Source organism: Streptomyces sp. NPDC001927 (assembly GCF_053594455.1).
Genome location: NZ_JBSFEN010000007.1, coordinates 121573 through 143536 on the forward strand (window position 1 = coordinate 121573; position 21964 = coordinate 143536).

The 21964-nt window shown below is 70.6% G+C and carries 19 protein-coding genes; 3 read left to right on the top strand and 16 right to left on the bottom strand.

Translation table 11 applies throughout. From position 1 onward, the window contains the following. Window positions 1-93: 93 nt before the first annotated feature. Genes ruvX through ACWCO8_RS20355 form a run of 4 tightly spaced genes read right to left on the bottom strand, consistent with a single transcriptional unit; the run spans window position 94 to window position 4022 of the window. Window positions 94-558: a Holliday junction resolvase RuvX gene (gene ruvX / locus ACWCO8_RS20340; protein ID WP_451033630.1), complete on the bottom strand. Its 465-nt coding sequence runs from the start codon at window positions 556-558 to the stop codon at window positions 94-96. A 2-nt stretch (window positions 559-560) separates the two neighbouring features. Then, a complete protein-coding gene (gene alaS, locus ACWCO8_RS20345) occupies window positions 561-3230 on the bottom strand; it encodes an alanine--tRNA ligase (RefSeq protein ID WP_451033410.1) in 2670 nt (889 codons plus the stop codon). Next, on the bottom strand, window positions 3230-3580 hold the full coding sequence (locus tag ACWCO8_RS20350) for a DUF6167 family protein (RefSeq protein ID WP_362004817.1): 351 nt from the start codon (window positions 3578-3580) through the stop codon (window positions 3230-3232). Before ACWCO8_RS20350 ends, alaS begins: the two co-directional genes overlap by 1 nt. Window positions 3581-3587: 7 nt before the next feature. After that, window positions 3588-4022: a DUF948 domain-containing protein gene (locus ACWCO8_RS20355; protein ID WP_362004814.1), complete on the bottom strand. Its 435-nt coding sequence runs from the start codon at window positions 4020-4022 to the stop codon at window positions 3588-3590. 170 nt (window positions 4023-4192) lie between these two features. On the opposite strand from ACWCO8_RS20355, the gene ACWCO8_RS20360 reads away from it, so the two are divergent. After that, the gene (locus ACWCO8_RS20360) at window positions 4193-6331 is read left to right on the top strand and encodes an ATP-binding protein (RefSeq protein ID WP_451033411.1); all 2139 of its coding nucleotides are present in this window, start codon (window positions 4193-4195) and stop codon (window positions 6329-6331) included. Between the two features lie 53 nt (window positions 6332-6384). Here ACWCO8_RS20360 and rpsD read toward each other — a convergent pair whose 3' ends face one another. The 6 genes from rpsD to ACWCO8_RS20390 all read right to left on the bottom strand — a co-directional run bounded on the left by rpsD (window position 6385) and on the right by ACWCO8_RS20390 (window position 12213). Next, on the bottom strand, window positions 6385-6999 hold the full coding sequence (rpsD, locus tag ACWCO8_RS20365) for a 30S ribosomal protein S4 (RefSeq protein ID WP_362004808.1): 615 nt from the start codon (window positions 6997-6999) through the stop codon (window positions 6385-6387). Window positions 7000-7360: 361 nt separating this feature from the next. Further along, entirely contained in the window at window positions 7361-8056 is a 696-nt protein-coding gene (locus tag ACWCO8_RS20370) for an HNH endonuclease family protein (protein WP_451033412.1), read from the bottom strand. Between the two features lie 36 nt (window positions 8057-8092). Next, window positions 8093-9445, bottom strand: coding sequence for a replication-associated recombination protein A (locus tag ACWCO8_RS20375; protein WP_451033631.1), 1353 nt, complete (start codon window positions 9443-9445; stop codon window positions 8093-8095). A 46-nt stretch (window positions 9446-9491) separates the two neighbouring features. Then, on the bottom strand, window positions 9492-10103 hold the full coding sequence (locus ACWCO8_RS20380; protein ID WP_362004803.1) for a vitamin K epoxide reductase family protein: 612 nt from the start codon (window positions 10101-10103) through the stop codon (window positions 9492-9494). 129 nt (window positions 10104-10232) lie between these two features. Further along, the gene (hisS, locus tag ACWCO8_RS20385) at window positions 10233-11495 is read right to left on the bottom strand and encodes a histidine--tRNA ligase (RefSeq protein WP_362004801.1); all 1263 of its coding nucleotides are present in this window, start codon (window positions 11493-11495) and stop codon (window positions 10233-10235) included. A 10-nt stretch (window positions 11496-11505) separates the two neighbouring features. Then, window positions 11506-12213, bottom strand: a complete 708-nt coding sequence (locus ACWCO8_RS20390) for an MBL fold metallo-hydrolase (protein ID WP_362004800.1) — start codon at window positions 12211-12213, stop codon at window positions 11506-11508. Between the two features lie 152 nt (window positions 12214-12365). Between ACWCO8_RS20390 and ACWCO8_RS20395 the strand changes: the two genes are divergently transcribed. Further along, on the top strand, window positions 12366-13163 hold the full coding sequence (locus tag ACWCO8_RS20395; RefSeq protein ID WP_362004798.1) for a peptidylprolyl isomerase: 798 nt from the start codon (window positions 12366-12368) through the stop codon (window positions 13161-13163). A gap of 188 nt (window positions 13164-13351) precedes the next feature. Then, window positions 13352-14584, top strand: a complete 1233-nt coding sequence (locus ACWCO8_RS20400; RefSeq protein WP_451033413.1) for a DUF349 domain-containing protein — start codon at window positions 13352-13354, stop codon at window positions 14582-14584. A gap of 75 nt (window positions 14585-14659) precedes the next feature. Here ACWCO8_RS20400 and ACWCO8_RS20405 read toward each other — a convergent pair whose 3' ends face one another. The 6 genes from ACWCO8_RS20405 to secF all read right to left on the bottom strand — a co-directional run bounded on the left by ACWCO8_RS20405 (window position 14660) and on the right by secF (window position 21964). Beyond that, a complete protein-coding gene (locus ACWCO8_RS20405) occupies window positions 14660-15808 on the bottom strand; it encodes a caspase, EACC1-associated type (RefSeq protein ID WP_451033414.1) in 1149 nt (382 codons plus the stop codon). Further along, the gene (locus tag ACWCO8_RS20410) at window positions 15789-16154 is read right to left on the bottom strand and encodes an effector-associated constant component EACC1 (RefSeq protein WP_362004790.1); all 366 of its coding nucleotides are present in this window, start codon (window positions 16152-16154) and stop codon (window positions 15789-15791) included. Before ACWCO8_RS20410 ends, ACWCO8_RS20405 begins: the two co-directional genes overlap by 20 nt. Window positions 16155-16185: 31 nt before the next feature. Next, window positions 16186-17457, bottom strand: a complete 1272-nt coding sequence (locus tag ACWCO8_RS20415) for a serine/threonine-protein kinase (RefSeq protein WP_451033415.1) — start codon at window positions 17455-17457, stop codon at window positions 16186-16188. A 160-nt stretch (window positions 17458-17617) separates the two neighbouring features. Continuing rightward, window positions 17618-20110: a RelA/SpoT family protein gene (locus ACWCO8_RS20420; RefSeq protein ID WP_451033416.1), complete on the bottom strand. Its 2493-nt coding sequence runs from the start codon at window positions 20108-20110 to the stop codon at window positions 17618-17620. A 205-nt stretch (window positions 20111-20315) separates the two neighbouring features. Next, on the bottom strand, window positions 20316-20867 hold the full coding sequence (locus ACWCO8_RS20425) for an adenine phosphoribosyltransferase (protein ID WP_451033417.1): 552 nt from the start codon (window positions 20865-20867) through the stop codon (window positions 20316-20318). Continuing rightward, a complete protein-coding gene (gene secF / locus ACWCO8_RS20430) occupies window positions 20864-21964 on the bottom strand; it encodes a protein translocase subunit SecF (RefSeq protein WP_451033418.1) in 1101 nt (366 codons plus the stop codon). Before secF ends, ACWCO8_RS20425 begins: the two co-directional genes overlap by 4 nt.

Here is a 21964-nt window from a genome sequence, read left to right on the forward strand (position 1 = left end):
AACCAGCCGCGAGGCTTCCGGACGATCCGCCTCTACGTTGTGCGGCAGCTGTTCGAACACCGCCACATCGCGCGGAACGTTACCGTATCGCGATCAGATGACCACTTCGACGCCCTCGCCAGGAGGATTACCTGATACCCGTTCGGCCTCAAGAGCGTTCTGAAGGATGATCACAGCGGCGGCCTGGTCGATGACCGACCGCCCCTTCTTGGACTTCACGCCCGAGGCCCGCAGCCCCTGGGTGGCCGTCACCGTCGTCATCCGCTCGTCGACGAGGCGGACCGGCACCGGGGCGATGCCCTTGGCCAGCTCCCCGGCGAAGCGCCGGACCTTGGCCGCGGCCGGGCCCTCGCCCCCGGAGAGGGAGCGAGGGAGGCCGACCACGACCTCGATCGGTTCGTACTCCTCGACGATGGCGCGCAGCCGCCGGTGGGCGGCCGGGACGTCACGCCCCGGCACGGTCTCCACCGGGGTGGCGAGGACCCCGTCGGGGTCGCACGAGGCGACCCCGATCCGGGCGTCCCCGACGTCGACAGCGAGACGACGGCCGCGGCGCATCGTCACGCCGTCTCCACGACGAGGCGCTCGACGGCGTCGATGGCCGCGCCGACGGCCTCGGGGTTCTGGCCGCCGCCCTGGGCGACGTCCGGCTTGCCGCCACCGCCGCCACCGAGGGTCTTGGCGGCCGTGCGGACCAGCTCGCCGGCCTTGAGACCACGCTCACGAGCGGCCTCGTTGGTGGCGATGACCGTCAGCGGGCGGCCGTTGGCCGTGGTGAACAGGGCCACGACGGCCGGGCGGTCGGAGGAGATCCGGCCGCGGACGTCGAGGACCAGCTTGCGCAGGTCGTCGGCGGAGGTGCCGTCCTGGACCTGGCCGGTGACCAGGGCCACGCCACGGATGTCCTGGGCGCCCTCGACCAGACCGGCGGCGGCCTGGAGCACCTTCTCGGCGCGGAACTTCTCGATCTCCTTCTCGGCGTCCTTCAGCTTGCCGAGCATGGAGGAGATCTTCTCCGGCAGCTCCTCAGGGCGGCCCTTGACCAGCTCCTGGAGCTGGGCGACGACCGTGTGCTCCCGGGCGAGGAAGTTGTACGCGTCGACACCGACGAGGGCCTCGACACGGCGCACGCCACTGCCGATCGACGACTCGCCGAGCAGCTTCACCAGGCCCAGGGCGGCGGTGTTCTTGACGTGCGTACCGCCGCACAGCTCCTTGGAGAAGTCGCCGATGGTGACCACGCGGACCGTCTCGCCGTACTTCTCGCCGAACTCGGCGATGGCGCCCTGACGCTTGGCCTCGTCGATCGGCATGACCTCGGCGTGCACGTCGAGTTCGCGGGAGAGGACCTCGTTGATCTTCTGCTCGACGTCCATGAGGACCGTGCCCGGCACCGCGTTGGGCGAGCCGAAGTCGAAGCGGAAGCGGCCGGGCGAGTTCTCCGAACCAGCCTGGGCGGCCGTCGGGCCGAGGGCGTCGCGCAGCGCCTGGTGCGTCAGGTGCGTGGCGGAGTGGGCGCGGGCGATGGCCCGGCGGCGGCGCACGTCGATGGCGGCGTAGGCGGTGGAGCCGACCGTCACCTCGCCGACCTGGACCGAACCCTTGTGCACGGAGACACCGGGGACCGGCTGCTGGACGTCACGGATCTCGATGACGGCGCCGCTGTGCAGCTTGATCCGGCCGTGGTCGGCGAGCTGGCCGCCGCCCTCGGCGTAGAACGGGGTGCGGTCGAGGACGACCTCGACCTCGTCGCCCTCGGAGGCGGCCGGCGAGGAGACGCCGTTGACCAGCAGGCCGACGACCGTGGACTCGCCCTCGGTGTTGGTGTAGCCGGTGAACTGGGTGGCACCGTTGCCGTCGGCGATCTCGCGGTAGGCGGCGACGTCGGCGTGACCGGTCTTCTTGGCCTTGGCGTCGGCCTTGGCCTTGTCCCGCTGCTCCTGCATGAGGCGGCGGAAGCCGGCCTCGTCCACGGAGAGCCCCTGCTCGGCGGCGATCTCCAGGGTCAGGTCGATCGGGAAGCCCCAGGTGTCGTGGAGCAGGAACGCCTTGTCGCCGGGCAGCACGGTGGAACCGGCGGCCTTGGTCTCGGTGACGGCACCGTCCAGGACGTTGGAGCCGGCGTTCAGCGTCTTGAGGAAGCGGGCCTCCTCGGCGAGGGCGACGGTCTCGATCCGCTTGCGGTCGGTGACCAGCTCCGGGTACTGCTCGCCCATGGTGTCGATGACCACGTCGACGAGGTCCTGGACGACCACGCCCGTGGCGCCGAGCAGGCGCATGTTGCGGATGGCGCGGCGCATGATGCGGCGCAGCACATAGCCGCGGCCCTCGTTGCCCGGGGTGACACCGTCGCCGATGAGCATCACGGACGTCCGCATGTGGTCGGCGACCACACGCAGCGAGACGTCGCTGTCGTGGGCCTTGCCGTAGTCCACGCCGGTCAGCTCGGTGGCCTTGTCGATGACGACCTTGAGGGTGTCGGTCTCGTACATGTTCTGTACGCCCTGCAGGATCATCGCCAGGCGCTCGAGGCCGAGGCCGGTGTCGATGTTCTTCGACGGCAGCTCGCCGAGGATCGGGAAGTCTTCCTTGCCGGAGCCCTCACCGCGCTCGTACTGCATGAAGACCAGGTTCCAGATCTCCACGTACCGCTCGTCGTTGACGGCCGGGCCGCCCTCGACGCCGAACTCGGGACCACGGTCGTAGTTGATCTCCGAGCACGGGCCGCAGGGGCCGGGGACGCCCATCGACCAGTAGTTGTCCTTCTTGCCGAGGCGCTGGATGCGCTCGGCGGGGACGCCGACGACGTCGCGCCAGATCCGCTCGGCCTCGTCGTCCTCGAGGTAGACGGTGATCCAGAGCTTCTCCGGGTCGAGCCCGTAGCCGCCGTGCTCCACCGAGGAGGTCAGCAGCTCCCAGGCGAGCTTGATGGCGCCTTCCTTGAAGTAGTCGCCGAAGGAGAAGTTGCCGCACATCTGGAAGAACGTGCCGTGGCGGGTGGTCTTGCCGACCTCTTCGATGTCGGGCGTACGCACGCACTTCTGCACGCTGGAGGCGCGCGGGAACGGCGGCTTCACCTCGCCGAGGAAGTACGGCTTGAAGGGAACCATGCCGGCGGGGACCAGAAGCAGAGTCGGGTCGTCCGCGATGAGCGACGCCGAAGGCACGACGGTGTGCCCGCGCTCCTCGAAGAAGCTCAGCCAGCGGCGGCGGATTTCAGCCGACTCCATCAGTGGTCCTCATTCCGGTTGTACGAAATCGTGCGGTACGAATGCGTGGTGGTCTGTGGGGTGGGATCGAGCACGGCCCTGCGGCGCGGCCCGGGGAGCTCGCGCTCGGCGGGGCCGTCCACGGGGGCCTCCAGGCCGAGCGCCTCGCCGAGTTCGGCCTCGCGCTGGACCATGCCGGCCCTGACGTCGAGGGCGAAGTCCTTGAGCCGGTGGCCGGTCTCGATCGCCTTGTTCGCCGCCTGCGCGGCGAGGCTCTCCGGAGTCAGCTGCTTGAGTTTCCGGTTGACCTTGGTGGTGGCCCACACCCCGGCTGCTGCGCCGGCGGTGAACCAGAACGTACGGCGGAACATCGGCGGCTCAGCCCTTCTGCTTCCGGCGCCGCGCGGACGGCACGGTGCGACCGACGACGGTACGGCGCGCGGCCGCGGGCGCCGGCGACGCCTCGTCCCGGCCGCGGCCGAGGGCCTTGCGCACTCCGTAACCGAAGGCGGCGACCTTGACGAGCGGGCCGCCGAAGGTGGAGGCGACGGTGGAGGAGAGCGCGGAGGCGTTGGAGGTGACCTCCTGGACGTCCGAGGCGATGGCGTCGACCCGGTCGAGCTGGGTCTGTGCCGCGCGCACGGTCGCGGAGGCGTCGCTGAGCAACGGGACGGCCTGTTCGGTCACGTCCGCCACCAGCTTGGTGGTCGCCTTGAGCGTCTGCGCCAGCCTCACCAGAACCACGGCGAGGAAGGAGACGAGAATCGCCCAGAACACGGCCACCAGAATCCCGGCAACCTCTCCACCGGTCACTCCGCACCGCTCTCTTCTGTCGTTGGGCCCTTGCGAAAAGTCGTCCTCCGACCCTATCGCGCCCGGGGTCTTTCCCCGTACCGCATTTGCCCTCGCGACGCCGCTCGGGGCAGGGGATTCGCCCGTACCGATTGTACGGAGCGCGCGCGGGTGGGTACGCTCCGTGTCCCATGCGAAGGAGCAATCTCCCGGCTGAGCTGAACCGGTTCATCGGACGGGCCGGCGAACAGCGTGAACTCGCCCGGCTCCTGATCGAATCCCGCCTGATCACGGTGGTCGGGATGGGGGGCGTGGGCAAGACCCGGCTGGCCCTGCGCGCCGCGTCCGCGGCGGAGAAACGCTACGCCGACGGCGCGTGGCTGGCCGACCTCTCGGTGCTGCGCGACCCCGATCTCGTGGCGCTCGCGCTCGTGGAGTCGCTGGGTCTGACGGACCACACGCTGCGCACCCCGGACGAGACGCTGGTCGACCATCTCTCGGAGCGCAGTGTCCTGCTGGTCGTGGACGGCTTCGAGCACCTCGTGGACGAGTGCGCCCCGCTGCTGCGGCTGCTCCTCGAACGCTGCCCCGGCCTCACCGTGCTCGCGGTGGGCCGCCGCCCGCTGCGGGTGGACGGGGAGACCGTGTTCGCGCTGGCCCCGATGGACGAGGAGGACGCGGAGCGGCTGTTCCTCGCGCGGGCGGCGGCGACCGGCGACCTCGCGGGGCCCGCCTCCGACCCCGCCGCCGTACGCGAGCTGTGCCTGCGCCTCGACGGGATCCCGCTGGCCCTGGAGCTGGCGGCGGCCCGGATGCCGCTGCTGACCGTGGAGCAGGTGCTGCACCGGCTCGACGACCGGTTCCGGCTGCTCACGGACGGGGCGCGGGGCGCGCTGCCGCGGCACCAGACGCTGCGGACGGCGATCGGCTGGAGCCACGAGCTGTGCACGCCGGACGAGCGCCTGCTCTGGGCGCGGCTCTCGGTCTTCGCCGGTCCTTTCGACCTGGAGGCGGCGGAGTACGTCTGCGCCGGCCGGGAGCTGCCGACGGAGCGGGTCCTGGACGTGCTCGGCGGTCTGCTCGCGCAGTCGCTGGTGGTACGGGAGTTCACGCCCGCCGGTCCCCGGTACCGGATGGTGGACACGGTCTCGGCGTACGGGGCGGAGTGGCTGGCCGCGCTCGGGGACACCGAGCGGATGCGCCGCCGCCATCGCGACTGGTACATGGGGCTCGCCACCTGGTGCGAGCTGGAGTGGTTCAGCCCGCGCCAGGCCGAGGTCGCGGCCTGTCTGGACGCGGCGCTGCCCAATCTGCGGGCGGCGCTCGAACTCTGTCTGGAGGGGCCGGACGAGGCGCATCTGGCGCAGCAGCTCGCGGGGACGCTCTGGTTCGCGTGGGTGGGCTGCGGCCGGCTGTCCGAGGGGCGGCACTGGCTCGACCGGGCGCTCGGCGGCGATCCGGAGCACGACGAGCACACCTCGGCCCGGCTGAAGGCGTTGTGGGTGCTCGGCTATGTGGCGATCCTGCAGGGCGATGCCACGGCGGGGGTGGCGGCGCTGCACGCCTGTGGGGAGCGGGCCCGCGCGACCGGCAACGCGCTGGCGGAGGCGTACGCGACGCATCGGATGGGCTGTCTGGCGCTGCTCTCGGACGACATGCGGCGCGCGGAGGAGCTGATCGGCCGGGCCCTGGTGGCCTATCGCGAGCTGGGCGAGCTGAACAGCAACGTGCTGATGGCCCAGGTCGAGCTGGCGATGGCCCGGGTCTTCCTGGGCGATCTGGAGGGCGCGGTCGCGCTCTGCGTGGACGTGCGCGAGATCTGCGAGGAGCGCGGTGAGCGCTGGACCAAGGCGTACGCGCTCTATGTGCTGGCGTACGCGGCGTGGACCAGGGGCGAGCACGGCGAGGCGCGGGCGCTGCTGACCGAGTGCGTGACGATCAACCACACCTTCCACGACCTGGTGGGCCTGGTCCTGGCGATCGAGCTGCTCGCGCTGGTGACGGCGAGCGAGGGCGATCCCTCGGAGGCGGCCGTGCTGCAGGGTGCGGCGCTGCCGGTCTGGGACACGGTGGGTCTGCAGCTGTTCGGCTCGGGGACCTTCAACGGGCCGCGGGCGCTCTGCGCGCGGGAGGCGGGCGAGCTGCTCGGTGCGGAGCGTTACGGGGCGTCGGTGCGGGAGGGCCAGGGGCTCTCGCTGGACGCGGCGGTGGACCGGGCGCTCAGCGAGCGTCGAGATCCGGCCGTGCGGGTGCCGGGGGCCCGGGCACCGCGCCCGTTCCGTACGAAGGTCCCGGAGAACGCGGAAGCCCGCCGGCTCCCCCACCCGTGAGGGAGGGGAAGCGGCGGGCCGAACACCGCGGGGGTGGTACTACGACGCCTTGATCAGCGGGCGTAGTACTCGACGACCAGCTGCTCGTCGCAGATGACCGGGATTTCCTTGCGGTTCGGGTCGCGGTCGAGGCGGAAGGCCAGGGCCTTCAGGTTGACCTGCAGGTAGCGCGGGGTCTCACCGTCGGCGGCGAAGCCACCCTCGCGGGCGACCTGGAACAGGGCCTTGTCGCGGGAGCGCTCGCGGATCATCACGACGTCGTCGGGACGGACGCGGAAGGACGGCTTGTCGACCTTGCCACCGTTGACCTGGACGTGACCGTGCACGACCATCTGGCGGGCCTGGTAGATGGTGCGGGCGATGCCCGAACGCAGGACCAGGGCGTCGAGGCGACGCTCGAGCTCGACGACCAGCGCCTCGCCCGTCTTGCCTTCGGCCTTCTTGGCGCGGTCGTAGGCGCGCGCCATCTGGCGCTCGCTGATGTCGTACTGGGCGCGCAGACGCTGCTTCTCGAGCAGACGGACCTTGTAGTCCGAGTTCTGCTTGCGGCCACGGCCGTGCTCGCCCGGCGGGTAGGGGCGGGCCTCGAAGTACTTGACGGCCTTCGGGGTCAGCGCGATGCCGAGGGCACGCGACTTCTTGACCTTGGGACGGGACTGGTTCGGCATGAACCAACCTCTCTATCTGTACGAATACGGCTTCACCAGGGTTAAAGGAGGTCGCATCCGCAGCCGGGGAAACCCGTTCGGTCCGTGAAGGACCTGTAGGGCAGCCGCTCCCTGGTCTGGGCACGTACGTGCAGCACGCGAACGGCCCATCGCCTGGTCCCGGATACCGGGGAGGTGATGGGTTGCCCGCGACACCTTCGAAGGTGCGCGACACTCCTGGAGATCCCGCCCTGGGGCGGGGCTCCCGCTGCTTGTCCCGTTCTGGTGGCGCCGGCCGAAGCCGGACACAGGACGCAGCACTCCGCACGAGTGTACCGGGTCGGTCGGGGGCCCGTGCACACGCCCGGGGTCGCGAGCGTGCTCAGGGGCAGGTGGCGAGGAGTTCCTGGAGAGCGAGCTTCTCGGGCGGGGAGACGGTCAGGCCGTACTTGGCCTTGATGCCGGTCCAGCGCCGACCGTACTCGCACCAGTACGCCTTCCGCGGCGGCTTCCACTTGTCGGGGGTCTTGCTGCTCTTCTCGTAGTTGGCCTGCTTGTCGGTGGCGAGCAGCACGTCCAGGTCGTTGGCGTAGGCGAGGCGCCGCTCGGGGCTCCAGGCCCACGCGCCCGCGCGCCAGGCCGCGCCGAGCGCGACGACGTGGTCGGTCTGGATCTGCGACGCCTTGCGGTACGAGTAGGGCAACTTCTTGCCGGTGTACGGGTCGTGGAGCACACCCGAGAGGACGACGCACGGGTTGCGGTCGCCCTGGCGCAGCTCGCTGAGGTCGCGGCGCAGGACGTCGTCCCGCGTGTCACAGCCGTTGCGTCCGCCGAGGGCGTCGGTCTCGTCCGACCACGTGGTGCCGAACTCGGCCCTCTTGTACGTCTCCCAGTTCTTGCCCCAGGCGACGGTGAGCTTGGCGAGCCGGCTCCGCGCCTCGGCCGCGGTGGGCGGGAAGCCCGGGCTGACGAGCGGCACGGCGGAGGGGGAAGGGGCGGCCCGTTCCTCGGTGGCCGGTGCGCAGCCGGTGACCAGGAGGGCCAGGGCCGTGGCCGGCACCCATGCCGTACGGATCATGGACCGAGCGTAGGGGCGGCCCGACCGTGGCGCGCGTCAGCCGTCGCCGCGCAGCCGCTCCCGTACCTTCTCCACCACGTCGGCGTACCGCGCCTCCGCGCCGTAGCGGGTCGGTTCGTAGTAGCGCCTGCCGTGGACCTCGTCCGGGGCGTACTGCTGGGCCGCGATGCCGCCCGGGACGTCGTGCGGGTAGACGTACCCCTGGGCGTGGCCGAGCTTGGCGGCGCCCTTGTAGTGGCCGTCGCGCAGGTGCGCCGGGACCGGGCCCGCCAGACCGTTCCGTACGTCCGCCTGGGCGGCGAAGATCGCGGTGGTCGCGGCGTTCGACTTGGGGGCGAGGGCCAGGGCGATGGTGGCGTGGCTCAGGGTCAGCGCCGCCTCGGGGAAGCCGATCATGGCGACGGCCTGGGCGGCCGCGACGGCCGTCGGCAGCGCGGTCGGATCGGCCAGGCCGATGTCCTCGCTGGCGGAGATCATCAGCCGGCGGGCGATGAACCGGGGGTCCTCCCCCGCCTCGATCATCCGGGCCAGGTAGTGCAGCGCCGCGTCCACGTCCGAGCCGCGGATGGACTTGATGAGGGCGCTGGCCACGTCGTAGTGCTGGTCGCCGTCCCGGTCGTACTTCACGGCCGCGCGGTCGACGGTCTCCTCGACCGTGGCGAGGGTGATCTCCGGCTCGCCCTTGGCGATGGCCGCGCCCGCCGCGGCCTCCAGGGCGGTGAGCGCCCGCCGTGCGTCGCCGCCGGCGATCCGCAGCAGATGGGCCTCGGCGTCCTCGGGCAGCGTGACCGCGCCGCCGAGCCCCCGGTCCTCGGTGAGCGCCCGCTTGAGCAGATCGCGCAGGTCGTCGTCGGTGAGCGGTTCGAGCGTGAGCAGGAGGGAGCGGGAGAGCAGCGGCGAGATGATCGAGAAGTACGGGTTCTCGGTGGTCGCCGCGATCAGCGTCACCCAGCGGTTCTCCACGGCGGGGAGCAGCGAGTCCTGCTGGGCCTTGGAGAAGCGGTGGATCTCGTCGAGGAAGAGGACGGTCTCCTTGCCGAAGCCGCCGGCCGCGCGCCGGGCGCCCTCGATGACGGCCCGGACCTCCTTGACGCCCGCGGTGATCGCGGAGAGCTCCACGAAGCGCTTGTTGGTCGCCTTGGAGACGACGTACGCGAGGGTGGTCTTCCCGATGCCGGGCGGGCCCCAGAGGATCACGGACGAGGAGCCCGCCGGGCCTCCGCTGCCCTCGCCGACGAGCCGGCGCAGCGGCGAGCCCGGCTTGAGCAGGTGCTGCTGGCCGAGGACCTCGTCCAGGGTGCGCGGACGCATCCGGACGGCCAGGGGGCTGCTGGACGGGTCCTTCTCCTGGCGTTCTTCGGCGGCTGCGGTAAAGAGGTCGGGCTCCACAGTCATGAAGCCTAAGTCAGAGGACTGACAGCGCGGACCGCGCCCGTCAGCTGGTCCAGAAGTCCCACCAGCGCGTCAGGATCAGCATGCCGATAATCCCGATGTGCAGCACCGGCAGCACCCAGGTGAACTCGTCGAAGAAGGTCTTCAGGCCGCGCGGGGCGGGGATGACGCCCGTGCGGACGTTGTGTGAGGTCACGTACCAGAACATGATGATCGTGGCGACCCAGGCCAGGCAGCACCACAGGCAGAGCGCGTTGATCTCGTACAGCGACTGCTGCATGAGCCAGGTGCAGAAGCCGACACCGAACAGCGTGCCCGCGTTCAGGCCGAGCCAGTACCAGCGGCGGTAGCGGGCGCCCGCGAGGAGGGCCACACCGATCGCGATGATCATCGCGTAGGTCACGAGGCCGAGCATGGGGTTCGGGAAGCCGAAGACCGAGGCCTGCTCGCTCTTCATGATGTTGCCGCAGGAGACGACCGGGTTGAGGCTGCACCCGGGGGTGAAGTTCGGGTCCTCGAGGAGCTTGAACTTGTCGATCGTGATCACCCAGGCGGCGAGCAGCCCCGCGGCGCCGGTGATCACGAGCAGCCAGGCGAAGGCGCGGCTCGCGCCGATCGTGTCGCGCGTCGACTCGTCCACGCTTGCGTTCGTCATATGTCCGTTCCATCGCTCGCCGGCCTTCTGGGCACGGTCATTGTGCCGCACACGGACCGGTGTCCACCGTTCGGTGGACATAAGGACGGGCCCCGGCGCGCACAGCGCCGGGGCCCGTCCTTGTGCACATCAGGCCAGCTTGGCCTGGACCGTGGCGACCAGCTCGTCCAGGGCCACCGGCTCCTGCTCACCGGCCTCCATGTCCTTGAGCTGGACGACGCCCTCGGCGAGGTCGCGCTCGCCGGCGACGATCGCGAAGCGGGCGCCGGAACGGTTGGCGTCCTTCATCGAGCCCTTCAGGCCCTTGCCGCCGAAGGAGAAGTCCGCCGCGACACCGGCCTTGCGCAGCTCGGTGACCTTGCCGAAGAGGATCCGCCGGGCCTCCTCGCCGAGCGCGACCGCGAAGACGCTGGTGGTCGCCGGGATGTCCAGCTCGACGCCCTCCGCCTCCAGGGCGAGGACCGTACGGTCCACACCGAGCGCCCAGCCGACGGACGGCAGCGCCGGGCCGCCGATCATCTCGGAGAGGCCGTCGTAGCGGCCGCCGCCGCCCACCGCGGACTGCGAGCCGAGACCGTCGTGGACGAACTCGAAGGTCGTCCGCGTGTAGTAGTCGAGGCCGCGCACCAGCTTGGCGTCGTCCTCGAAGGCCACGCCCGCCGCGGTGATCAGCGCGCGCACCTCCTCGTGGTACGCCTTGCACGCGTCGCACAGGTAGTCCCGCAGCAGCGGCGCGTCGCCCAGCTGCTTCTGCACGGCCTCGCGCTTGTCGTCGAGGACGCGCAGCGGGTTGATCTCGGCGCGGCGGAGCGTCTCCTCGTCCAGGTCGAGCCCGCGCAGGAAGGTCTGCAGCGCCTCGCGGTAGACGGGACGGCACTCCTTGTCGCCCAGCGAGTTCAGCAGGATGCGGAAGTTGCGCAGGCCGAGCGAGCGGTACGCCTGGTCGGCCAGGATGATCAGCTCGGCGTCGAGCGCCGGGTCCTCGGCGCCGATCGCCTCGGCACCGACCTGCGAGAAGTGGCGGTAACGGCCCTTCTGCGGGCGCTCGTAGCGGTAGTACGAGCCGGAGTACCAGAGCTTGACGGGCAGGTTGCCCTGCTTGTGCAGGCTGGCCTCCAGAGCCGCGCGCAGCACGGAGGCGGTGCCCTCGGGACGCAGGGCGAGCTTGTCGCCGCCCTTGGTCTCGAAGGCGTACATCTCCTTGGTCACGATGTCGGTGGACTCGCCGACGCCGCGCGCGAAGAGGTTGACGTCCTCGAAGCCGGGGGTCTCGATATAGCCGTAGCCGGACGTCCGCAGCGGTCCGGAGATGGCGTCACGGACCGCCAGGTACTTCGCCGAGTACGGCGGAATCAGGTCGTACGTGCCCTTGGGGGCCTTGAAGGTGCTCACTGCGTTCTCGTCACATTCCTCGTCGGGGAGCCTTCGCGCTCCCGAGGCCGGCGGCCACGTCCCGCAGATACGGGTTCGTGGCGCGCTCCTGGCCGATGGTCGTCTGGGGACCGTGCCCCGACAGCACCACGGTCGAGTTGTCGAGCGGCAGGCACACGCGGGCCAGCGATTCGAGCATCTCGTCCATGTCACCGCCGGGCAGGTCGGTGCGTCCGATGGAGCCGGCGAAGAGCAGGTCGCCCGAGAAGAAGACGGAGGGGATCTCCGTGTTCTCGGGCATCCGGAAGGTCACCGACCCCTTGGTATGACCGGGCGCGTGGGCGACGGAGAACTCGAGACCGGCGAGCTCCAGCTTGGCGCCGTCGGTGAGCTCGTGCACGTCGTCGGGCTCGCCCACGGTCAGCTCGCCCATGAGGGGCATCCCGATGGAGCGGCCGAGGGCCTTCTCCGGGTCGCTCATCATGTACCGGTCGGCGGGGTGGATCCACGCGGGTACGTCATGGGCGCCGCAGACCGGGACGACGGAGGCGACGTGGTCGATGTGGCCATGGGTGAGGACCACGGCGACGGGCTTGAGCCGATGCTTCTTGAGCGTCTCCTCGACTCCCTGGGCGGCCTGGTGGCCCGGGTCGATGATCACGCACTCCTCGCCTGCGGCGGGGGCGACCAGATAGCAGTTGGTCCCCCAGGCCCCGGCGGGGAACCCGGCAATCAGCACGATCGTCCTTAATTGTCGTCCGGCACGAGGTGCGGCGGAGCGGAAGTGGCAGATCAGAGCCTACCGGCGCTGCGTATTCCACAGCCAACCCGTATACGGTACGGGCACACCCGGCCAGGACAGGAACAGACGAGCGACAAGGAGCAGACCCGGTGGTCAGCAGCGATCAGCGGCGGCGGCAGCTCGCCAGGGAGAAGTACGTACGCCAGCAGGAGCGGCGGCAGCAGGCGCGGCAGAAGGCCAGGCGCCGCAACACCGTGATCGCCGCCTCGCTCGCCGTGGTCCTGGCCGCGGGCGGCGCGGTGTACGCCTCCGTGGCGCTGACCGACGACGGCGCCAAGGGAGCCGGCGACTCGGCGGCGAGCGGTACGCCGTCGAACCCGACGCCCTCGGCGAGCGAGCCGAAGACGCCTGAGCCGGCGATGGCCATCGACAAGAAGGCCACGTACGCGATGTCCCTGGAGACGAACAGGGGCACTGTCGCGATCACCATGGACGCGGCGAAGACCCCGCACACGGTGAACTCCTTCAAGCACCTGGCGGACAAGAAGTACTTCGACGGCACCAAGTGCCACCGGCTGACCACCGAGGGCATCTTCGTGCTCCAGTGCGGTGACCCCAAGGGCGACGGCACGGGTGGCCCCGGCTACACGATCCCGGACGAGAACCTGGACGCGCTCGGCAAGGCCGGTGCGGACGGCACGGTGACGTTCCCGGCGGGCACGGTCGCGATGGCCAACACCGGTCAGCCGGGCAGCGGTGGAAGCCAGTTCTTCCTCGTCTACAAGGACACGAAGCTGCCGCCGACCTACACCCCCTTCGGGAAGATCGACGCGGCCGGGCTGAAGGCCGTGGAGGAGGTCGCGAAGGGCGGCGTCGAGGGCGGCGGCAAGGACGGCGCGCCGAAGACGGCCGTCACGATCGCGAAGGGCACGGTCACCAAGAAGTGACACACCGCGTGACCGTGGAATTTCGGTCGCGCGGAGAGCGGACAGCCGGGCGGCCGGTCGCCTAGATTGGCGTTGTGCAGCGCGGTCCTGTATCCGCGTTGTTGAGGGCGGGCGAGGCCCGCCGGGAAACTGTGGACGATGCCCAGGGGGCGAGAGCCCCCTCGTCGGCATCATGTGGAGGAGGCGCTGTGAGCAGCGACCCGTGGGGCCGCGTCGACGAGACGGGCACCGTGTACGTGCGTACTGCCGAGGGCGAGAAGGTCGTCGGATCGTGGCAGGCCGGCACTCCCGAGGAGGCACTGGCCTACTTCGAGCGCAAGTACGAGGGCTTGGTTGTCGAGATCGGCCTCCTCGAGAAGAGGGTGAAGACCACCGACCTCTCGGCGAAGGACGCCACTGTCGCGATCGACCACATCCGGCAGCAGGTGGACGAGCATCACGCCGTGGGTGACCTCGCCGCGCTGGCGACGCGTCTCGACAAGCTGGTCGAGACCGTCGAGTCGCGCCGCGAGGAGCGCAAGGTCCAGAAGGCCAAGCAGGCGGACGAGGCGCGCGGCGCCAAGGAAGCCCTGGTCAAGGAGGCGGAGGAGCTCGCGCAGAGCGAGCAGTGGCGGGCCGCCGGTGAGCGGCTGCGGGCTCTCGTGGACACCTGGAAGGGCCTGCCGCGGCTCGACCGGAAGTCCGACGACGAGCTGTGGCACCGCTTCTCGCACGCCCGCTCGGCGTTCTCCAAGCGCCGCAAGGCGCACTTCGCCTCGCTGGACGCGCAGCGCGAGGACGCCCGCAAGGCCAAGGAGAAGCTGGTCGCCGAGGCGGAGTCGCTGTCGAACTCCACGGACTGGGGCGGCACGGCCGCTCGGTACCGCGAGCTGATGACCGAGTGGAAGGCCGTGGGCCGCGCCCAGCGCGAGCACGAGGACGACCTGTGGAACCGCTTCCGCGGCGCCCAGGACGTGTTCTTCGCCGCGCGCGGTGAGGTCTTCGCCGAGCGCGACGCGGAGCAGACCGAGAACCTCAAGCTGAAGGAGGAGCTCGCGGTCGAGGCCGAGAAGCTGGTGCCCGTCGCGGATCTGAAGGCGGCCCGTGCGGCCTTCCGCTCCATCAACGAGCGCTGGGAGGCCATCGGCCACGTTCCGCGCGACGCCCGGCCGAAGGTCGAGGGCCGGATGCACGCGGTGGAGCGGGCGATCCAGGAGGCCGAGGAGTCGGAGTGGCGCCGGACGAACCCCGAGGCACGCGCGCGTGCGGCGGGTCTGACGGGCCAGCTGCAGGACGCGGTCGACAAGCTCCAGAAGCAGATCGACGCGGCCCGCGCGGCGGGCAACGACACCAAGGCCGACAAGCTGGCGCGTGAGCTGGAGGGCCGTCAGGCACTCCTCGACCAGGCCCTGAAGGGCCTGGAGGAGTTCGGCGGCCGGTAACACCGTCGTCCTTGACGGAAGAGGGCCCCCTCACGGTGATCACCGTGCACGGGGGCTCTCTGCGTTGCGCGGGTGTCAGGGCTGCCGAGGCGGCTGCGCCGCTCTCTCCACGCTGTCCAGGGCGTGCCGGAGCACCTCGCATGCCTGGCTGTGGTTCCCGGCGGTCTGCAGAAGTTCCGCGAGGCGGCGGCAGACCGTGACCGCTTCGGGCCCGAACCGCTTGTGGGTGTGGTGGAACGCGCTCTCCAGCACCTCGATCGCCTGCTGGTCCTGGCCCGTCTCGGTGAGCAACTCGGCGAGCTCCAGGTGCACACCGACGGAGTCGCCGTCCGCGTCCGGAACGCTGCTCTGGAGGATCATGCGCAGGACCGGCAGCGCGTCGCGGCCACGTCCGGCGGTCCGGAGGAGACGGGCCAGCTGCAGGCCCGACGAGATCATCGCGGCCTCGACCTCGGCGTCGATGACGGGTCCGGCAGACCCTCCCGGTGCCGCTTGGGCACGGTTGCGGACGAGCGGGAGACGGCCGATGTCATTCTCTTGGCTGCGCTGGGGCAGCGGCCGGTTCTTGGAGCGCAGCCGGGCATCCACTGCGCGGTAGAGCGTCTCCAGGTCGAGAGTCTCCGGCTCGTCGGGGAGGCCTCGGGTCAGCACGTGGAGCAGCTCGCCGGTGAATGCCGTGTGGCGTTCACCCTCGGGGGCGAGGGCCACGTGGTCGCGGGGCGAGGCAGTCAGTACGTAGGCGCCTTGGACACCGGCCTGGGCTGCGAGGGCGTGGGGCGAGCTGAGAGTTCGCGCGGCCCGGCCGCTGAAGCAGCAGTCCAGAATGACGATCTTACGGCGGGCCGGGGAGGCGAGAATCGCGGCGCGGAGGTGTCGGTATTCGACCGCCGTATAACCCAGTCCTTCCCGGGAGCCGGTGAGGCCGACGTACAGGTCCGCCGAGTCCGAGTCCCTCAGCCCGTGCCCGCAGTAGTACACGAGCAGGGTGTCCGAGGCCCGTTCTCCTGCGGCATACACCGGATCAAGCAGGGCGGCGGGTGTCTCGGGCTCGACCACCGTGAGAGTGTGCGCCCCTGGCAGACCCCACACCGTCGGATCCTGGAGGACGGCCGCGAGGTCCGAGACGTTCGTCTCGACCGCCGGCAGTTGCGGCAGGTGCAGGTAGCTGGAGGTGCCGATCAGTACGGCTGCCGAGGCGGAGGGATCAGGCAGTCCCCCCGTCATCGGGCCGCCCCTCCGGGCCGGGCTCAACCATCAGTTCGGCGATGGCACGAACGGTCCCCGCGTCCGCGCCGGTCACGGTGACCTCGGTGTCCCCCCGGCGCAGGGTCACGTCGGGCGTCCGGCGGCGGGAGGCGCGCCACTGGCCGATGGCGACGGCCAGCTGGGTGGCGGACAGCCCGCTCGCCACGGTCAGGGAGATGAGGTCGAGCAGGGTCCCCATGTGCTCGGGGCGGGGTGGGGCGGAGCCGGCCAGGACTCCGTGCGCGAAGGGTCCGACTTCGTCGTCGGCCTTGAGCCAGCGCAGGAGTGAGCGCAGCTCGTCCTCGATGTCTGCTGTGCCGGTCACACGCACTTGGATCGTCGTCGACACGTGTTCGTCATCCTCTTCCGTGCGGGGTGAGTGCCTGCTGTACACCGGTGGAGACGACACCGAACTTGGCCAGTGCCTCCGGCCCGGCTCCGAGTCGCGCCAGGCAAACGGCCTGCCAGTAGGCACAGGTGAGAGTCGAAGGGTGGTCCGGCCCGTAGGCCGAGCGCCAGACTTCGGCGACCCCGCTGAGCAGGTCCACTGCCTCCTCGAGCGAGCCGCGCAGCACCATGTTGACGGCCTCGCGCTGCTTCACCTCCGCGGCCTCCGGCGACATGGCGCGCAAGATGTGGGCACGGGTCAGACTGCTGAGGGTCACGTCCGCCCCATGCCCTGCCGCGGCCCCGTCGCCAGGCCGGACCTCGGGGGCACTCGACGGCGGTGCGGAGCTGGGGACGTCCGTCGGGACGACCACGGTTTCCGGGCGGGGGTGGGCGGGGCCTTGAGCGAACTGTCCCAGGGCACGGTCCCGAAGCGCCCCGGTGACAGCCCGGGCGACCAACTGGTCCCCGTGTGCCGGCCGGCCCAGGTCCCCCATCACCTCCGACGGGGCGGGCCGGTCGGCCGGCTCCTTGCTCAGCAATCGGTCGACGAGCCCGGCCAGATCGGCGGGAATCCCCATGTCGCCGGGGAGTGGATCCGGCTGCTCGTGCACGACCTGGTACATGCGCGCGAACGCGTCCCCTCGCCCGAAGGCCGGCCGACCGCTGAGCATCTCGTACAGACAGGTGCCCAGGGCGTACATGTCGGCTGCGGGACCCATGCGCTGCCCTGTGAGCACCTCGGGCGGCATGTAGCCGGGCGTACCGATGATGGCGCCCGTCGCGGTGAGCCCCTTGGTGTCCAGCAGATGGGCGATCCCGAAGTCCTGGAGAACCACCCGGCCCGTCCTGGTGAGGTGGACGTTTCCGGGCTTGACGTCCCGGTGCAGCACTCCGACTCCGTGTGCCGCGGCGAGCCCGGCGCACATTCCGGCGACCACTTCCCGGACCGTGTCCGATGGCAGCGGGCCGCACTCGGCCAGCAGGCGCCTCAGGTCCACGCCCTCGAGCAGCTCCATGACGAGGTAGGGCTGTTCGCGGTCCACGCCCACGTCGTACACGGCGACGATGTTGGGGTGTGCGATCCGGGCAAGCGCCTGGGCCTCACGCCGTAGGCGCGTCCGCATGTCGCCCGAAGGGAAGTCGGACCGGATCAGCTTGACGGCGACCCTGCGGTCGAGCGTGGTGTCGAGGGCTTCCCAGACCTCGCCCATTCCGCCGGCCCCGAGCTGTGACAGCATACGGAACCGCCCGCTGATCATGTTCGACCGCTCAGCCACTCCCGCCCCCGTAGTGCACACGTCTCAGCCCCAACTCGCCTGCGCCTCAAGCATATTGGGTTACCAAAGAGAAGGGGGCCCCGTAGCGAATGCACGGAACCCCTTCTCCAGGCGTGGACTGTTACGGCCGGCGGGCCGAGGTGACGCGGTAGACGTCGTAGACGCCCTCCACGCCGCGGACGGCCTTCAGGACGTGGCCGAGGTGCTTCGGGTCGCCCATTTCGAAGGTGAAGCGGGAGGTGGCCACCCGGTCGCGGGAGGTCTGGACGGCCGCCGACAGGATGTTGACGTGCTGGTCGGACAGGACCCGCGTGACGTCCGAGAGCAGTCGGGACCGGTCCAGGGCCTCGACCTGGATGGCGACCAGGAAGACCGAGGACTGGGTGGGCGCCCACTCGACCTCGAGGATCCGCTCCGGCTCGCGCGAGAGCGAGTCGACGTTGACGCAGTCGCTGCGGTGCACCGAGACGCCGCTGCCGCGGGTGACGAAGCCGATGATCGGGTCGCCGGGTACGGGCGTGCAGCAGCGGGCCAGCTTGACCCAGACGTCCTCGACGCCCTTGACGACGACACCGGGGTCGGCGCTGGAGCGGCGCTTGGAGCGGCCGCGCGTGGGCGGTGCGGTCTCGGCGATGTCCTCGGTGGCGGCCTCCTCGCCGCCGAGCGCCTGGACCAGCTTCTGGACGATGGACTGGGCGGTGACATGGCCCTCGCCGATCGCCGCGTACAGCGAGGAGATGTCGCTGTAGCGCATCTCGTGGGCGAGGGTGACGAGCGAGTCGCCGGTCAGGATTCGCTGGATCGGCAGGTTCTGCTTGCGCATGGCCCGCGCGATGGCGTCCTTGCCCTGCTCGATCGCCTCGTCGCGGCGCTCCTTGGAGAACCAGGCGCGGATCTTGTTGCGGGCGCGCGGTGACTTGACGAAGCCCAGCCAGTCGCGGGACGGCCCGGCGCCGGCGGCCTTGGAGGTGAAGACCTCGACCAGGTCGCCGTTGTCGAGGGTCGACTCCAGCGGGACGAGCCGGCCGTTGACCCGGGCCCCTATGGTGCGGTGGCCGACCTCGGTGTGGACGGCGTAGGAGAAGTCCACGGGGGTGGCCCCGGCGGGCAGCGCTATGACGTCGCCCTTGGGGGTGAAGACGAAGACCTCGTTGCGCGACAGGTCGAAGCGCAGGGACTCCAGGAACTCGCCCGGGTCCTCGGTCTCCTTCTGCCAGTCGAGCAGCTGGCGCAGCCACGCCATGTCGTTGAGGTGGTCGTCCTTGCCGGCGCTCTTCGGCACGTCGGTGCGCACCTTGGAGGCCCCGGCGGAGGGGTCCTGCTTGTACTTCCAGTGCGCGGCGATGCCGTACTCGGCGCGGCGGTGCATGTCGAACGTACGGATCTGCAGCTCGACGGGCTTGCCGTTGGGTCCGATGACCGTCGTGTGCAGCGACTGGTACATGTTGAACTTCGGCATCGCGATGTAGTCCTTGAACCGGCCGGGGACCGGGTTCCATCGCGCGTGGACGGTGCCGAGGGCCGCGTAGCAGTCGCGGACGGTGTCCACGAGGACGCGGATGCCGACCAGGTCGTAGATCTCCGCGAAGTCACGGCCGCGGACGATCATCTTCTGGTAGACGCTGTAGTAGTGCTTCGGGCGGCCGGTGACGGTCGCTTTGATGCGGGCGGCGCGCAGGTCGGTCTGGACCTCGTCGGTCACTATGGCGAGGTACTCGTCGCGCTTGGGGGCGCGCTCGGCGACGAGGCGGACGATCTCGTCGTACATCTTGGGGTAGAGGATCGCGAAGGCGAGGTCCTCCAGCTCCCACTTGATGGTGTTCATGCCCAGGCGGTGGGCCAGCGGCGCGTAGATCTCGAGGGTCTCGCGGGCCTTCTTCTCCTGCTTCTCCCGCTTGAGGTAGCGCATGGTGCGCATGTTGTGCAGGCGGTCGGCGAGCTTGATGACCAGGACGCGCGGGTCCTTGGCCATGGCGACGACCATCTTGCGGACGGTCTCGGCCTGCGCGGCCTCGCCGAACTTGACCTTGTCGAGCTTGGTGACGCCGTCGACGAGGAGGGCGACCTGGTCGCCGAAGTCGCGGCGGAGGGTGTCGAGGCCGTACTCGGTGTCCTCGACGGTGTCGTGCAGCAGACCGGCCATCAGCGTCGCCGGGTCCATGCCAAGCTCGGCGAGGATCGTGGTGACGGCGAGCGGGTGCGTGATGTACGGGTCGCCGCTCTTGCGCTTCTGGCCGCGGTGCCAGCGCTCGGCGACCTGGTAGGCGCGCTCGACCTGGCGGAGGGTCGCCGTCTCGATCTTCGGGTCGTTGGAGCGGACGATCCGGAGCAGCGGTTCGAGGACCGGGTTGTACGGGGAGGAGCGCTGCACGCCGAGCCGGGCGAGGCGGGCGCGCACGCGGTTCGAGGAGCCGCCGGAGCGGGTGGCGGGGGTGGGCGCGGGCTTCGGCGTGGGGGCGGCCGGTGCGGGGGCCGGTGCCGGGGCGGGGGCCACGGGCGTGGGCCTGCTCTCCGCGGGCTTGTCCTGGGGCGTCGCGGTTCCGCCTGACGCAACGGCCTTCTCGGCCTTCGGGTCGGGCTGCGCGGCGGAGAGTGGCTGGGCCTCGTCTGGCAAGAGCGCTCCTCGTGCGGTACCGGGTCCCCCGGTCAGGCCCGGAAAGGCCATGGTATCGACCCGGGGGCCGCCATGCTCACGCGTGCGAGTGGTGAGACGGGCGCCACGCGCTCGTGGGCCCCGTTCCGGGACATACCGGGAGAACGGCGAGGGCGCCCCGGGGATTCCCCGGGGCGCCCTCTCACCACTGGCGGGTGCCGTGGTGTCAGACCGTGATCAGCGCCTCCAGCGGAGCGCCGCGCAGCGCGGGCTCCAGGCGGGCGCGGCCGGGCAGGAAGCCCAGCTCCATGAGGACGGCGACGCCCGCGACCTCGGCCCCGGCGCGCCGGATGAGCTCGATGGACGCCTCGGCGGTGCCGCCGGTGGCGAGGACGTCGTCGATGACCATCACGCGGTCACCCGCGGCCAGGTCCTCGGCGTGCACCTCGATCTCGGCGGTGCCGTACTCCAGCTCGTACGCCTGCCGCAGGGTCGCTCCGGGGAGCTTTCCGGCCTTGCGGACCGGGACGAAGCCCAGGCCCGCGCGGACGGCGACCGGCGCGGCCAGGATGAAGCCACGCGCCTCGAGGCCGACGATCTTCGTCGCACCGTGCGTGGCGCACAGCGCGGCGAGGCTGTCGGTCAGCGCGGTGAACGCCACCGGGTCCGCGAGCAGCGGCGTGATGTCCTTGAACAGCACGCCCGGCTTCGGGTAGTCGGGGACGTCCCGGATCCTGCTGAGGAGCAGGGCGGTGGTGTCCTGGGCCTCCGCGGTCATCCGCGCTGCTCCGACGCCCGGCCACGACGGCCGCGCTGGCCGACGACCGCGCTGCGGTCGTCGTCCTCGTCGAAGGCGTCACGGTGCTCGTCCGCGTCGGCGTCCTCCAGGCTCTCGCCCTTGGCTGCCGCCGACGCCCGCTTGGCGAGCACGCGCTTCTTGAGGGCCTTGATCGCCGGCTCGCGCTCCTTGAGGTCGGCGACGAGCGGGGTGGCGATGAAGATCGAGGAGTACGCACCGGCGGCGAGACCGACGAAGAGCGACAGCGAGATGTCGTTCAGCATGCCGGCGCCGAGGACGCCACCACCGATGAAGAGCAGACCGGCGACCGGCAGCAGGGCGACGACGGTGGTGTTGATCGAGCGGACCAGGGTGCCGTTGATCGAGCGGTTGGCCAGCTCGCTGTACGTGTACCGGGTCTGCTTGGTGATGTCCTTCGTCTGTTCCTTGAGGGAGTCGAAGACGACGACGGTGTCGTACAGCGAATAGCCGAGGATCGTCAGCAGACCGATGACCGTACCGACCGTGACCTCGAAGCCGACGAGCGAATAGATGCCGACGGTGATGGTCAGGTCGTGGATCAGGGCGATGAGCGCCGCGACCGCCATTCTCCATTCGAAGGCGATGGCCAGATAGATGACCACCAGGATCATGAAGACCGCGAGACCGGTCCATGCCTTGGTGGCGATCTGCTCACCCCAGCTGGGGCCGACCAGCTCCGCCGCGATCTTGGTCTCGTCGACGCCGAGGTCCTTGGCGAGCTCGGAGCGCACCTGGTCGGACTTCGTGGTGTCGAGGCCGCCGACCTGGATGCGCAGCGCGCCGCTGCCGAGCTTCTGGACCACCGCGTCGTGGCCGGAGGCCTCTTCCGCGTACTCCTGGGCCTGGGAGACCGAGACCTCGGACTTCGGGGTGGTGAAGACGGCACCGCCCTGGAACTCGATGCCCATGTTCAGGCCTCGGACGGCCAGCGCCACGATCGCCGTGATGGTGATCAGGATGGAGAGGCCGTACCAGAGCTTGCGGTTGCCGATGAAGTCGTAGGCGACCTCACCGCGGTTGAGCCGGGCGCCGAGACTGTCGCGCTTCTTCGCCAT